Below are 15,349 nucleotides of genomic sequence, written 5' to 3'. Positions count from 1 at the left end.
TTTCTCTTTTCAAAAATTCTAGAACACTCTCATTCTACCAAATTCTCGCTATTTTACCACCAATATGTATAGAAATAACAAAAATGAAAGCTTCTCTTAAAAAAGAGAAACTTTCATTTTGTTATTAATCATTATTTGTGCGAATCACAAAACCACGTTTTTTATCGTTTTGACGTTTACCGCCATCTTTTTGGTGGCTACTGTTTTTGTTATATCCACCTTTAGATTTGTTTCCACGATAATTCCCATTATCACGGCGATTACGGTTATTACCGCCACCACGTTTACCATTCTTGTTATAGCCTTTTTTCTGCATAGGCAATGGACGTTCTGGTGTGATTTTAACTGGGACTGCGTCTGAAGGATCTTTTGCTGTTGTTTTTAATAACAACGCTACTAGATCTTGAGCAGAATATTCTTCTAAAAGCTTATCAGCTGTTTGAAGATATTTATCTAACCCATTTTCTTCCAATTTTGCTTCGATTTGTTCGATTGCTGCGCCTAATTGTCCTTTGAATGCTTCTTTTTCAGTAGGAGGACGCAATGTAGTCATACGTTTTTTCGTTAAGTTTTCAATGACATGAAGATAATCCATCTCGTTTGGTGTAACAAAAGTTACTGACATTCCGCCTTTTCCGGCACGCCCTGTACGACCGATACGGTGAACATAGCTTTCTGGATCTTGAGGGATATCATAGTTGTACACGTGCGTCACACCTGAGATGTCTAGTCCACGAGCTGCAACGTCTGTCGCAACTAAAATGTCTAGATGTCCGCTTTTGAATGAGCGTAATACACTCATACGTTTTTGTTGTGAAAGATCTCCGTGAATTCCTTCTGCTCGATAGCCACGAGCTTCTAGTCCACGAGCTAATTCATCCACACGTCGTTTTGTACGCCCGAAAACAATCGTTAATTCAGGTGATTGTACATCAAACAAACGAGTCATGATGTCAAATTTTTCATATTCTTTTGCACGTACATAGTATTGATCGATCAAATCAGCAGTCATTTCTTTTGTTTTGATTTTCACGTGCACTGGATCTTTCATGAATTTCACGCCGATATTTTTGATCGCTGGAGGCATCGTTGCTGAGAACAATAATGTTTGTCTTTGGTCAGGAACTCTAGAGATGATACTTTCGATATCTTCTAAGAAGCCCATGTTCAGCATTTCGTCTGCTTCGTCTAATACTAGTGTTTCAACAGTCCCTAATTTCAATGTGTGACGGTTGATGTGGTCTAACATACGTCCTGGTGTACCGACAACGATATGTGGACGATCTTTTAATCCACGGATCTGACGGCCGATATCTGCTCCACCGTAGACAGCTTGCACGCGTACGCGTTTGTCGCGGCCAAGACGGTAAAGTTCTTCTTGTGTTTGGATTGCTAGTTCACGAGTTGGTGAAATAACTAATCCTTGTAGTTCGTTACGATTTGTATCGATTTTTTCTAACATTGGCAAACCAAAAGCAGCCGTTTTACCAGTTCCTGTTTGTGCCTGTCCGATCACGTCTTTTCCAGACAATGCTAAAGGAATTGTTTCTGACTGGATTGGTGTTGCTTCTTCAAAGCCTGCACGCTCTACTGATTTCAATAATTCTGGTGATAATTCTAGTTCTTTAAATTTCAAATGAATCCTCCTATATGGTTGTTAACTGAGGATGTAGCTTAATTTTTGCTACCCCGTCGATTGTTCGGTCAAAGTGTTTGGTTCTTTTTGACAGTGGCCACGCACGTTTTTATCCATTCTTAGCCCCTGTGGCACCACCGAAAAATCACTTTGCGAAGTTTAGGCATTAGAAAAGCCAAACGGGTCGCGTTCAGCTTTATCATTATTATGACATCTGGCTCTAGCAATTTACATTATGATAAAACCAGTCCAATTTCTCTTCATCTTTCGGCAATAGGTTATTTTAGCATGATTTTTCATTTTCTGCAAGTTTACAGTTCATCATTTCATTTCCAATAACTGTTGAACGACCTCATTCAGTTTCATACTATTGCTTCCCTTTAATAGAATACTATCCTCAGGGTGCAATTCTTCTTTGATTGCTTTGATCAATTCTTCTTTTTCTTTTTCAACATAAACGACTGATAATGTGGGATATTGTTTTTCTAAGGCTTCTTTCAGTGCGCGCATTTGTTGCCCATACAAAAAGACTACAGCATACTTATCGGGCTTGATATGTTCACTCATGCTTGCATGCATCTGCAAGGAATCTGGTCCCAACTCAAGCATGTCTGCAAGCACAGCGATTCGTCTGCCTTCAGAAGGGAGTTGACCAAAAGTATCCAGAACCAGGCCCATGGCGGTTGGATTGGCATTGTAGACATCACTTAAAATGGAGGCACCATTACCTGCTGTCAGCCATTCTGTACGGTTTTGTGTCACAGCGACATTTGCTAAACCAAGACGGATTTCTTCAATAGATAACCCAAAAAAGCGGCCTACCGTATAAGCAATCAGCGCATTGGTCACATTATAACTACCTGGAAGAGGGATCATAAAGTGGTCGTTTGCTACTTTAAAGTTTGTTTCTGTCTTTTCTTCTTTTTCAACAGTGGCATCGACATCTCCTGAACCAATCCCAAATGTTTGCACACGTTGTGTCAAATTCTTTGTGAGTGGTTTTAATAGCGGCTCTGCTTCTGGAATAATCAATAAACCGTCCGATGCAAGCCCATCTACGATCTCCATCTTCGCTTTAGCGATTCCTTCTCGAGAACCAAGGTTTTCGATATGCGCTTCTCCGATCATCGTGATTGCCGCAACTTTAGGGTGGGCTAACAAAGAAAGTGCAGTGATCTCATTGGCATGATCCATCCCCATCTCTAAAACGATTTTTTCTGTTTCGTCAGGCATATGCAAGATGGTGTAAGGTAAACCAATATTATTATTGTAATTTCCTTGTGTCTTGTACGTATGGAATTTTTGCGATAATACCGATGCAGTCAAATCTTTCGTAGTTGTTTTGCCATTGCTCCCAGTCACCGCGATAACATCCGCGCCAACCTTCTCTAAATAGTATTTTGCCAGATCTTGCATTGCTGCTAATGTATCTTTTACAATGATCACTGGAATTTCTTGCGGAGCTTTTGCTGGTTCTTTGCTCCACAGCGTAGCCGAAGCGCCTTGTTCAATTGCTTGCTGAATAAATTCATGCCCGTCCCTTGCTCCAGCTAAGGGAACAAATAGATCACCGGCTTTGATTTTACGACTATCAAATTCCACTCCAGTTATCTTACCTGATTCCTCATTCCCACTACCGACTGCTTGTGCGATTTCTTGTATCGTTAATTTCATAAAAACCTTCCTTTTCGCATATAAAAGCCAGAACAAGCGTAGTTGACACTTGATCCAGCTTCATTCTGGTTTTATTTATTTACTTCAAAAAAACTTTGGCGTTGGTTGAAGCGATTGATTCCTAGTTGGATCAGTTCTTCAATCAAATCTCCGTATTTTAAGCCCATGTTTTCCCATAGTAGAGGATACATACTAAATTGAGTAAATCCAGGCATTGTATTCAATTCGTTTAAGAAAAGCTCATTTTTATTTGTTAAGAAGAAATCACAACGGCTCAAGCCACTTCCGCCTAACATCGTATAGGCAAGTTTCGCATACTCCTGTGCTTTTTGATACACTTCTTCTGGAACTTCAGCAGGGATCTGCATTTCGATTTTATTATTGATGTATTTTGCATCATAGTCATAGAAAGCCACATCTTTTACTACTTCACCAGGTAACGTGGTGCGTACATCTTCATTTCCAAGGACTGCGACTTCGATCTCACGAGCCTCGATCCCTTGTTCAACGATTGCACGTGAATCATATTGGTATGCAGTCGCTAACGCATTTTGTAATTCTTCCCGATTTTCCGCTTTGGAGATCCCTACGCTTGATCCCATATTCGCAGGTTTGACGAACATCGGATAAAGTAAAGAGCCTTCACATTGATCAAAAACTTTTTTAGGATTTTCTTTCCATTGATTTTTCAATACTGGGACATAAGGAACTTGTGGTACTCCCCCGGCCTGTAAAATGTACTTCGTCATGATCTTGTCCATAGCACATGCACTCGTCAACACACCCGCGCCCACATAAGGTAAATTCAATGTTTCTAAAAATCCTTGGATCGTGCCATCTTCTCCATTTGGTCCATGCAGAACTGGGAAAACAATCGTTCCTTCTTCTTTGATTTCTCCAGGATTGATCACCTTTCCAGTAAAGCCGTCTGTTACTTTTCCACTTGGATCCCAAGTCAGATGCAACTCATCTTTGCTGGCTGGTTTTTCTGTTAACAATGGTCCTTTGACCCATTGACCATCTTTACTGATAAATATAAGTTGCACTTGATAATACGCATAATAAATAGCATTCAAGACTGAAAACGCTGAAAGAATCGAAACATCATGTTCTTCACTGCGTCCGCCATATAGTAAAGTAATCTTCAAAAGATTGTCCTCCTGTATTCTAAATCATTCAGTGATTTATTTCATATTCTAGCACAAAAAAGATGGTTGTGAAAGAAGCGTTTCGTGTTGAATCGTAGGAAAAAATGCAAGAAATAGATCCTCACTTTTTTTAGATTCTTGTCTAATAGTGATGATTTGCTGATTAGAAAAATCCGATTGAGGAATTGTAAAATATACCGTCAAGTTAGTTGTTCCTTTTTTCCTTTCCAGTTATGATAATAGAAAGGAGTGAGTTACATGTCAAAATCAACTTCTCGCAGCCGTTTAGCAGAAATCATCAAAATATTTATCAAATACAATGTCGTTCCTAACTTTGTCCAGCAAAAAAATCCTGAACAGGTGAAAACTGCCTTCGAAGAATTAGGACCAACATTTATTAAAATCGGTCAAATGTTATCTGTACGTGATGACTTGCTTTCAACTAAGTTTACAAAAACGTTCAAAACCTTACAGGATAGTGTCCCTAGTGATAGCTATCTAACCGTAAAAAAAACAATCGAATCAGAGTTGGACTTATTGATCGAAGATATTTTTGAAGAGTTTACCAAAGCTCCTTTTGCCTCAGCTTCTATGGGTCAAGCACACCATGCAAAGTTAAAAAATGGCGACACTGTGGTCGTTAAAGTCCAACATCCAAATATTGCTGAAGAGATCATGTTGGATCTGCAACTTTTTGAAAGAGCTCTTCCTTTGATCAAATACATTCCTGAAACTAGCGTAGTAGATTTGAATGGTGTGCTGCAAGAAGTACGACGTTCGTTGACGAATGAATTGGACTTTTTTAAAGAAAGTAAGAATGGCGTATTATTTTATGAAAAGAATGACCATTGGCAAGAGATTCGCAGTCCAAAAATCTATGAAGCTTTTTGTTCGAAAAAAGTGATCGTGATGGAAGCAATGCCTGGAGAAAATTTAAACCATTTAATGAACATAACAGCTGATGAACCACCACTCATTGAAGGGTATGAAAATCAGCAATTAAAACAAAACATCGCAAAATTATTAGTCGAAAATTTTATGAAGCAAGTATTCGATGATGGCTTTTTCCATGCAGATCCTCATCCTGGGAATATTTTATTCCATCTATTGACCCCAGATGAGTTAAGCCACAACCAAACAACCGAAACAAAAAAACGACAAAAAGAATTTCATTCGATCAGTGTGACAGCTACTTCTCGTGTCACGAGACAAGCCGCACCTTATACGCTGAACTATATTGATTTTGGCATGATGGGCCAACTATCGCTGACACTTCGCCAACGCTTGACAGAAGCCGTCATTGCGTTATACACCAAAGATAATTATCGTATTGAGAAGGCTGTTTTACGACTTTGCCAACAGGAAGGTTCTTTTGATGAAAGTAATTTCCATCAAGAACTGGCTACCTTTCTTGAACAATATACCGATTCTCCCATCGAAGAAATCGAGATCCAAGAGGTCTTTACTCAAATCGTTGTGATCTGCCACCAAAACAATTTACAGTTTGATCGCGATATCACTCTATTACTCAAAGCTTTTAGTACATTAGAAGGTGTGATTCGTGTGTTAGATCCTGAAATGTCATTGATGGAGATTGCCACACCATTTGCTCAGAATTATTTTTTCACTCATTTAGAAATCGAAGAAACGTTGAAGAAAACGGGATTAGACTTATTAAGCGGATTGAAAACTGCACCGAAACTTCCTCAACAACTGCATCATCTACTTGAGATATGGACCTCAGGGCAAGGAAAAGTGAATTTAGAGATCAAAAAGCAAGAAGATCTATTAAGTCGTATAGAAAACATGGTCAATCGGATCGTTTTCGGCGTGATCCTTGCTGCATTGATCGTAGGAGCCTCACTTTTAGTACAAGCCGCACCAGATGATCGTTTCAATGTCATCTCCATCTTAGGGATTTGTACCTATGCGATCGCTGCGTTAGTCATTATCTTCTTAGCCATCGATTCATTGATCCAGTTGTATAAGAAAAGAAAAAAATAATCTCCATACAAAAAAACGAGGTTGGGACAGAAGTGTTTAACTCCGAGAAATAAGCCGAAATTCACGAAAATTGCTTTTCAAATTTTTGTGAATTTCGGCTTATTTCCGAAGGAGTTGCTTCTGCTCCCACCGTTTATTCGGAGTTAGAGTCTGTGGCAAAACTGATTTTTAGTTTTGTCCCAACCTCGTTTTTTTCTTCAATTTCTCAAATCGAAACGACTTTTGTCTCGACCTCATGTTTAATTCCAACTATTTTTCCGCCAATGCTTGCTCAAAAGCAAGCCGAAAAGCTGCATGGTCTTCTTTTGTAAAGGGTTTGGGCCCTCTAGTTCTCAGACCAGCTTTTCTCATTTTCCCACTATGATACCGTTGCTCTAAAAGTGAACCAATGTTACTTTCATCAAATTCTTTTCCAGATTGATGAAAGACCCGTACACCTTTTGGCAAAACGAGTGATGCCAGACCATAATCTTGGGTGACTAAAAAATCTCCTCGATGAATCAAACCCACGATTTTAAAATCTGCACTATCTGTACCACGATCAACATACACGAGTTGCACATTTGAGGGATATTCTTTTGTAGTATAGTGATCGACACTTGTCACAATCACTACTTCAAGCTTTTTTTTGCTGGCTAAATCAATGACATCCTCTTTGACTGGTGATCCATCTCCATCAATGAATAGGCGCATGTTTTTCATCTCGCTTCCATAGTAAATAGACTGTGATAACGCCTAACAACAATAGGCCCACGTTTCCCCATTTGGCATAAGTCATCAATTGAACACTTGAACTTAGCACACTTAATTTTCCTGTTAATCGCAACAGCAAAGCTACTGGCTCACCCATCAAGCGAGCAATGACCAACATCCAAACCATCAACAAAAATTGATGCGTCACACTTCCCTTGTTTTGAGTAGTAAATTTTGTGATGATTCTGCGATCCATTGGAATTTCTGTCTCAATCTCATAGTATTCGTGGTTCAGCCAACTGCTAGCAACCGCATGCCAAAAACTGAGTAAAAATAGCCCTGGAACAAAGCCGTACGGCACTAAAAGAACGAGCAATGAAAGAAAGAGACCAGCAAGTTGGACAACAAGCGGTGTAGCTGAGAAACCTCGTAACAACCTATTGCCAATAAGTTTTGCTAAAATCATTCCTGCAATATATGGCAAGTACATGTCAATTGCCAAGCGATCAAAACCATAGACTCTTCCCACATAGATCGTACTGAATAAAAACAAGAAATTGCCTAGCATGCCATTTAAAAAGGTATAGAGATTCATCCATGTTGGCAGCTTCCAGTTTTTCTTCGCCCTGCCTAAATAAAAGGCTGCCAAAACAAATAACAATAAAAAACCATAAACCGCAATATCGAACAGTTCAGGATCAACTAGTAATCGCGCGTTACGCAGCAAAAACAAAAGGATGAAGAAACCAATAAAGAGAACAAATTCTTTGGTTGCTACTAAATTGGATTTGATGTCCTTGAAATCTAATTCATACCGCGGATAATGTCTAACCGTATGGTAAGCCATGATATAAAACAAGGTATATATAGCTAGTGTCACAACGATCTGCGTAGTACCAGGAAGAGCAATCGAGCGAAACAGCAAAATCAATAACAGAATAGCAAACGGGAATTTGTTGGCTGTCATATTCGTAAATCCCTGATGTTTTTCATGCGCATTCACAGTAACATTTGCCGGAACTAGCCATGAAGCACTCAAACCCAATAAAATACTTGATAAATAAAACAAAGGAAAATAGATAACTCCTAGAATGCCTAATAGCGAGCCTGCTCCGCCCATCAGTAAAGAGATCATCAATAAAGTATAGCTATCTAATCCAAACCGCAGACTACTGATTAAAAACAGCCCCGTCATACGAAACGTATAAAAAAGCGTAAATGGTAAAATGGATAGCCAGCCATTACCATCGCTTAAGCTTAAAAATAAAAGATACGGAATCAAAATGACCGTATTACTTAAAATAAACGGCGTAGTTTGCGTAAAATTACGACCGAATTGTTTGATTTTTTCGTACATAAAAAAGCTCCTTAGCTACTTATTCAATTTTATAATTTAAAATCATTCTAGCATTAATTGTAGCAGAAACCAATTTTATAAAATAATCAAACCCTGTTACTAGCAAAACTGCAACCGAGGTTTTGAAATCAAACTTTTTTATACTGAAAAAAGTTGAACGAATCTGGCTCATTCGAACACTCGTCTTCCATGCCTTTAAGCCTCTCCCTTCAACCACATTAGGAAATCGTCCTATGTATAAATAGAAAAAATACCTTTCAAAAATTTCTTTTTTAGGAAAAAAGGAGATTTAAAGACTGCCTTTATTGAACGATGCTTCATGATAAAATGAAAAAACAGCATAGATACGTAAATAATCGTAAGGAGCGTAAAAACATGAAACTGTTAGAAAAAGAAACCTTTTATTATAAATTCAATGATCGCTTAATCGAACCTGTAGAGTGCGCTTTTTTTACAGAAGAAAATTACAAGGGGTACGCCAGCCATCAAGAAGCCGTCTTGGCTTACCTCACGTATATGAATCGGAAATGGTCAATCCAAGTACCTCAGCTCGTACCAGGATTAAAACAAAAGCTAGATCAAGTACCAGATGTAGAGATCACTTTGACGCCTGAAATAAAGCAAGCCATAGAGATGAGGGTCGATGCCCAGATTAAAGCTGACATGATAACAAAAGAAGCCACAGGCTTTCCCATATATGGCGAACCCGTGCAACAATATAGAGCAAGAATCATACGGGAACGAATAGGGTATAGAAAAGGTTGGGAAGCCGATGCTAAACAATTCCCTCAATTATATAAATTAACCGCAGACGTAAAACTTGTCTACATGGATGTTCCCTCTTTTGATTCTTATAATGGATTCCCTATTCGCGTGAATCCTCAAATGATGCAAGCTGTGGCACTCACACCGGAAAATTTTTTCGCGGAAGATGGAGAATATGAATCGGCTTTTCTTAGCTACGTTGGTATACAGCGAACACGCAAAGACTTTTGGAAAGTCAATGATCTCTTATTCCCTGATAAAAAGAATTTAGTGATCTACCAATGGAACAACGACTTTACAAATATCTATAATGATGGCAGAGAAGACGATGGGGCATTTTTATGGTCGATCTATGACCCTGAAAACAAACAATTTACCGTAATGGATATCGTGCTCATCATAGACTAAAAAATGAACAGCTAGAGAGAAGATCAAACCAACTGACCTTGTTCTCTAGCTGTTTTAAAGTGAAATACATAAAAAATAATAGTTTTTATTTCTTCTTTACTTTCTCAGCCAATCGAAAAATTAGTAGTGGACACAAACGAGTACCCATCCTGTAGGCTCTTTTGAATGTCTGGATAAGCAGTAACAATATAGTATTTACGTTTTTTTCGAATGATAGTATTTTTTTTCTGAATAATCACCTTAGTTCGTCGAATTAAACTATGATAATCATATTCATTTTTAGCTTTTTTATGAAGTCCCCAGCCAAAAGGAATAATTTGCACAGAACTATAGATCACTCGATTCATTTTGGAATCAAAAGAGCAATCCCCCAATGATAGTTTTATCTTCCCCCCAAATAGTCACGGTTAGCCGTAAAAATCCCTACATTGATAGCGATTAATGCCTGGACGATATTATCAAACGTAGAGGCATACTTTCGCTTACCATGCTCAGGGAGGCGTGCTTCTAGCTCAGCTCTTGTTTTACCTACATGTCGTGCAACCGTATGCCCTTTACCCCCATCAGCAATGTATTCGTCATAATATAAATCTATTGGTGTATACCACTCGTTTTCATCCTCATCTTCCCCATTGTTCTCAGATGCTTTGATTTCTTGGATCTTTTCCATCAATAATTTCATGCTTAGAGAGGTCCAAGTAGCTCCCATGGCCCCTTTTACAAGGACCTCCTTTGTATTATCATCAACGATATCCCCCGTTTCTTCATCCAGCACCCCACGTTTTCCATCTATCGTAAGAGAATCATCATTCGGGATAGCTTCAGCACTATAAGAAAATGAAATGGCATCCCAAAGGTAAGTAGGAACAACTTCTTGGGTAGTAGCATATATAAACTGTCCTGATTGATCTAAAACAATTGTTTCCCCATATAGCGTAGCAATCATTCCTGACGGATCAAAGCCTAGTCCATTATTGGTCTCAGCCAATGCATTAGTTAGGTCTTCACTAATTTGTTGTGTTCGAATTTTATATGTACTAGCCATTGTTTTAGCGGTTTCAATTGCGACTTCTTTTGAAGGTGTCGCAATGGATCCTAACGTAAAAGTCGTGATTTTTTGCACGTAATCAAGTAAATCATCTAATGTGGTAAGTTGTTCTAAAGCAGTAGTCATTGGTAGAGCAATCTCTTTTTCATAAACAAAGGATTGCGATGCACCACCACTAACATAAGAACGCCCAACGACCTCGACCTTGGTTTGATTACTCCCTCGACTAGTTTCTACTAAGCGAAGGCTCTCTAGTACAAAAAATTGATCATTGGCATACGGTTGTGTTGCCACGGAAGCATCTCGACCAACAATGGCCGCTCGCTCTCGCTCCGACCAAAGAAGTCCATAGCTGATATAGCGACGTGCAAGATTAAGATTATCATTACAATCGAATTCATAGGCTCCATAATCGCCAGTTCCGGTAAGATATTCTCTCATCAATGTATGGCTAGTCAGATCCTGAGCGTAACGCGTTTGCAATTTCTGTGAAAAATCATAGGTTCCAGCGGTCGAGTCCATCCCTGAAAGAGCAAAATCAGCAAGGTCTTGCTGTAAACTTTGATCACTAGCCAAAGATTCACGAAGACCATTAGATGTTTTAATTAAGTCATTCGTCGTTACTCCCAGATGAGAACCTAGTTGTAAACTACCATAGGCGACGCTTGCTCCAAGAATAGCCGGTAGTACGATCGGGGCAGCGACAGTTCCTAAAAAACCAGCACCTAAAGTTAAGGCTCCCGGTAAGGCAGAAGCATATTGAGAAAAAGACAGATTATTAAATAATGTGATAGCGCTAGTAACATCGCGATTTTCTGGAGTAGTTTCTGATGAGAGTGGTTGCGAAAAAACAAGTGACTCTTTTGGCAAAGTATCTTATCTTTCAGTGGCAGTATCAAGTGAGTGAACAGCTAATGGACTCGTAACAAATGACAAAAGCAACAACAACGACAGAAATAAGCTTCCTCTTTTTTTCATATATGCTCCTTTTATTTTAAACTAAGCAACGGACAACTAGTTATCCTCCTTTCTTTTTATTATTTACACTACTATTATCTTATAAATAATAAATCCTCTCTATTTATTTTAAAAAATAGAGAATAAAAAAAAGCTTTCTATTTTGCAATAAAAAACTTTGAAAACTAATCAATATCCAAAAATAAAGCAACATAACTGTCGAAAAAAAGATCATAACCGTTGTTAAAAAATAAAAAATGAAATAACTATAATTATAAATTGAAAAATATTCATTATGTTTCATTTTAAATAGAAGAATGTAGGACAAATCTAAAAATCAGTTTTGCTACAGACTTTAATTCCGAATAAACAGCGATCACCATGCTCTCAGCCACAGAATGTCCTGATACTAAGCTTAGAACTGAGAGGTTGGGACAGAAGGGTTTAACTCCGAGAAATAAGAAGAAATTCACGGAAATTGCTTTTCAAATTTTTGTGGATTTCGGCTTATTTCCGAAGGAGTTGCTTCTGCTCCCACCGTTTATTCGTTTTTAAAGAATGGGACAAAAGTGTTTCTTACTTTTGTCCCACGTTCGTATATTCTTTTGAATACATAAAAATTGGGTTCTATAATATTTGGTGTTGTTACTCTTAGAAGTAGGAACGCCAATCTTTTTTTATAACAAAAAGGAAACACCGGAACGTCTCCCTTTTACGATTTAATTCAAAACAACACGATTTGACGAAGAGCCAAAAAAAAGATGTCCTAGTTGAAACTTCCTTTTTTACTTCAGCCTATGAGTTAATCTCTTGCATAACACCAAGCTTGCGCTGACACAGTTACATAGCCTTGAGTTTGAGGGCTTAAGTTAAGCTTTTGTTGTGTCTTCATTTTGTACGAGGTATTGTTATTAACCGAGCCATATTTTGCAGTTACTGCGTTTCGTTGAGCCTTGCCAACCACATTCGTCGAAGACATGGAGCTTCCCTTAACCCAAAAATAATTTGTAACTAATTGGGACCCTTGCCCCACATATTCTACTGTCCCAGCAGCCCATTTAGTCCCAGCAGCCGCTCTGAGCAAAAATCCATTAACGGGAATAGGATTATTATAGTAGTTGTCAATTATTTTAACAACTTCCTCAATGCTTTGTCCTTTATCAAAACTTGTAGGTTGTTCCTCAGAAACGGCATTCGTAGTATCTATTACTACTTCGGAAGCTTGAGTTACTTGTGTTTCAGATATTGCCAAAATTGTGAAAAGCGCACTTACTGCTACAAGCCTAGTCATCTTTTTCATCTTTTCCTTGCTCCTTCCAGTACTCCAAAATTTTAGGCATTTTGGACCAACTCCAAACAAAACAGCCAATTACTGCTAAACCGAGAATTAAATAGATCCAGTCCACAATAAACCTCTCCTTTACTCAAGTTTCACAAACATGATAGCAAAATTCATGGAATCTAAGGAACAAGCTTTAACTTTAATCATTCAATTTTTCAAGTTTCTAAAACAATCTCTATCCTCCTTCTGCTGATCAACATTAAAGCTTTTACACTAAGGCAATGAAGCTGATAAAACTTACTGTTATTTGATATTAGATTATCTTATATTATCTCATAATTAATAAATCTCCTCTATTTATTTTAAAAAATAGAGAATAAAAAAAAGCTTTCTATTTTGCAATAAAAAACTTTGAAAACTAAGCAATATCCAAAAATAAAGCAACATAACTGTCGAAAAAAAGATCATAATCGTTGTTAAAAATAAAAAGTTAAATAACTACAATTATAAATTAAAAAATATTCATTATGTTTCATTTTAAATAGAAGAATGTAGGACAAATCTAAAAATCAGTTTTGCTACAGACTTTAATTCTGAATAAACGGCGATCACTATGCTCTCAGCCACAGAATGTCCTGATACTAAGCTTAGAACTGAGAGGTTGAGCGTGGGACAAAATTAGGAAACACTTTTGTCTCATTCTTTAAAAACGAATAAACGGTGGGAACAGAAGCAACTCCTTCGGAAATAAGCCGAAATTCACAAAAATTTGAAAAGCAATTTTCGTGAATTTCTTCTTATTTCTCGGAGTTAAACACTTCTGTCCCAACCTCACGTTCGTATATTCTTTTTGATACATAAAAATAAAAGCCGATCACTCAAATAAGTATGAATGAAACAGTAACGTCTCAAAATTCGCACTTATCTTTGTTGAGTTGATCGGCTTTTACTTACTGGTGCTTAAAAACAGCTGTTTTTAAGCAGACAAGCCCTTCTCCACAAAAGTCTTGTCCGACACCCTTGCATTCCGGCAAGTGATAATTAACTTATCGTGTGCCTCCAAAATCAATCAGGCGCATCTGTAAACCAGAGGCCTTCTCGACCCGTCGCATGAAGCTACTTTAACACACCCCCACCATTTATGCGAGTGTTTTTTTCATTTTGTAATCCACCATTTGAAATCCTCGGCCAATATCGGAAATCAATTCTTCTTCGATTTCAAATCCTTGGTGTTGATAAACTGCAATAGCTTGGGTATTTTCTTGATTTACGCGTAAAAAGATTTCATTCAGCCCTTGTTCGGTTGCTAATTCTTCATACCAACGAAAAATTGCAGATGTCAGCCCTTTTCCTCGTACTTTGCTTAGCAGGTACAATTTGCTCAAGTAGATTTTCCCATCCATCACTTCATATGCTGTATAGCCAACTGTTTCGCCTTCATCTTTCAACAAGTAATAATTGACAGCAGTGGCTAATTCCTTTTCGATCTGTGCTTTTGATTGATAGGTCGCTAACATGTAGTCCACCTGTTCTTGTCCAATGATTGGAATGAATGCTTCCGGCCAGACTTCTTGGATAACTGCGACTAGTTCTTCTAGTTCATTTTGCGTAACTTTGACTTTTTCTAACATCGTTTTCTTCCCTTCTTATAAGCTGCCTTGCGCTTTATGAAATAAAAACAGCATGATCATACTATAGATCCCAACAGACCATGGCTTCAAAAGAATAACGATCTGCATGTATTCTCTGAAAGTCAATTTTGTCAATCCTGCGACAAGACAGATAAGATCGTCAGGCGCAAAAGGTAATAACAGCGTGACAATCAATACTTTTTTGATATCTTTTGTTCTTCGTGTCAATAATTGATCAAATTTCTGGTATTTTTTTGGTGAAAGGATAAGTTGAACAAAACTTACGCCATAATAGCGAACAAGCAAAAAACCAATTGCCTCCCCGATCACTAAACCGATACAGCTATAAAGCAGACCAAATCCGTTGCCAAACATCAACATTCCTGCTACAGAAGAAATACCGCCTGGCAGAATAGGGATAATGACTTGGATAACTTGGAATAAGATAAACATGATTACCGCGAATTGGCCAAATTGTTGAAAAAATTTCTGTAAAGAATCCGTTGACTGAAAAATACCATGTCGGTATCCGTACAGAACCAATACTAGAAAAAACACGAAGCCGATAATCGGGATAGCCTGTATGTACTTGTGTATACTTGCTTTCTTTACCATAAATAGTCTCTCCACCATCTTAAGTATAATCCTACTTTTTTCTAAATAAAAAAACAGTTGACTGGTAAAGAATTTAAGAGAGTCATCTATCACTCTATCCTAAATCCAATCAGCAACCCATCAGAACTATT

The 15,349-nt window shown here is 38.0% G+C and carries 12 protein-coding genes; 2 read left to right on the top strand and 10 right to left on the bottom strand.

Features of this window, described 5'->3' with window-relative positions; all coding sequences use genetic code 11:
* Positions 1-124: 124 nt before the first annotated feature.
* The 3 genes from cshA to CJZ72_RS06045 all read right to left on the bottom strand — a co-directional run bounded on the left by cshA (position 125) and on the right by CJZ72_RS06045 (position 4,458).
* Positions 125-1,636, bottom strand: a complete 1,512-nt coding sequence (cshA, locus tag CJZ72_RS06055; RefSeq protein WP_005875359.1) for a degradosome RNA helicase CshA — start codon at positions 1,634-1,636, stop codon at positions 125-127.
* Positions 1,637-1,957: 321 nt separating this feature from the next.
* Positions 1,958-3,310 (bottom strand): UDP-N-acetylmuramoyl-tripeptide--D-alanyl-D-alanine ligase, encoded by a 1,353-nt coding sequence (locus tag CJZ72_RS06050; RefSeq protein ID WP_081133781.1) that lies wholly within the window; start codon positions 3,308-3,310, stop codon positions 1,958-1,960.
* Positions 3,311-3,381: 71 nt separating this feature from the next.
* Complete coding sequence (locus tag CJZ72_RS06045) at positions 3,382-4,458, bottom strand: D-alanine--D-alanine ligase (RefSeq protein WP_005875355.1); 1,077 nt, start codon at positions 4,456-4,458, stop codon at positions 3,382-3,384.
* A gap of 258 nt (positions 4,459-4,716) precedes the next feature.
* Between CJZ72_RS06045 and CJZ72_RS06040 the strand changes: the two genes are divergently transcribed.
* The gene (locus CJZ72_RS06040; protein WP_081133780.1) at positions 4,717-6,462 is read left to right on the top strand and encodes an ABC1 kinase family protein; all 1,746 of its coding nucleotides are present in this window, start codon (positions 4,717-4,719) and stop codon (positions 6,460-6,462) included.
* Between the two features lie 249 nt (positions 6,463-6,711).
* Here the strand turns inward: CJZ72_RS06040 and CJZ72_RS06035 are convergent, their stop codons facing one another.
* Both CJZ72_RS06035 and CJZ72_RS06030 read right to left on the bottom strand, forming a co-directional pair.
* Complete coding sequence (locus tag CJZ72_RS06035) at positions 6,712-7,155, bottom strand: YaiI/YqxD family protein (protein WP_005875352.1); 444 nt, start codon at positions 7,153-7,155, stop codon at positions 6,712-6,714.
* The gene (locus CJZ72_RS06030; RefSeq protein ID WP_081133779.1) at positions 7,139-8,512 is read right to left on the bottom strand and encodes a hypothetical protein; all 1,374 of its coding nucleotides are present in this window, start codon (positions 8,510-8,512) and stop codon (positions 7,139-7,141) included. Before CJZ72_RS06030 ends, CJZ72_RS06035 begins: the two co-directional genes overlap by 17 nt.
* Positions 8,513-8,887: 375 nt before the next feature.
* Between CJZ72_RS06030 and CJZ72_RS06020 the strand changes: the two genes are divergently transcribed.
* A complete protein-coding gene (locus CJZ72_RS06020; protein WP_095444033.1) occupies positions 8,888-9,685 on the top strand; it encodes a hypothetical protein in 798 nt (265 codons plus the stop codon).
* A 382-nt stretch (positions 9,686-10,067) separates the two neighbouring features.
* Here CJZ72_RS06020 and CJZ72_RS14485 read toward each other — a convergent pair whose 3' ends face one another.
* The 5 genes from CJZ72_RS14485 to CJZ72_RS06000 form a co-directional block, all read right to left on the bottom strand.
* On the bottom strand, positions 10,068-11,603 hold the full coding sequence (locus tag CJZ72_RS14485; protein WP_232509792.1) for an RNase A-like domain-containing protein: 1,536 nt from the start codon (positions 11,601-11,603) through the stop codon (positions 10,068-10,070).
* 889 nt (positions 11,604-12,492) lie between these two features.
* Complete coding sequence (locus tag CJZ72_RS06010) at positions 12,493-12,990, bottom strand: hypothetical protein (RefSeq protein ID WP_081133777.1); 498 nt, start codon at positions 12,988-12,990, stop codon at positions 12,493-12,495.
* A complete protein-coding gene (locus CJZ72_RS14925; protein WP_258863805.1) occupies positions 12,974-13,096 on the bottom strand; it encodes a hypothetical protein in 123 nt (40 codons plus the stop codon). Before CJZ72_RS14925 ends, CJZ72_RS06010 begins: the two co-directional genes overlap by 17 nt.
* A 1,015-nt stretch (positions 13,097-14,111) precedes the next feature.
* On the bottom strand, positions 14,112-14,603 hold the full coding sequence (locus CJZ72_RS06005; protein ID WP_081133776.1) for a GNAT family N-acetyltransferase: 492 nt from the start codon (positions 14,601-14,603) through the stop codon (positions 14,112-14,114).
* A 15-nt stretch (positions 14,604-14,618) separates the two neighbouring features.
* Positions 14,619-15,218, bottom strand: a complete 600-nt coding sequence (locus tag CJZ72_RS06000; protein ID WP_081133775.1) for a TVP38/TMEM64 family protein — start codon at positions 15,216-15,218, stop codon at positions 14,619-14,621.
* Positions 15,219-15,349 lie beyond the last annotated feature (131 nt).

Origin of the sequence: Enterococcus durans (genome assembly GCF_002277935.1) — a bacterium.
Taxonomy (GTDB): Bacteria; Bacillota; Bacilli; order Lactobacillales; family Enterococcaceae; genus Enterococcus_B; species Enterococcus_B durans.
This window is presented reverse-complemented; position numbering and strand designations above follow the sequence as displayed.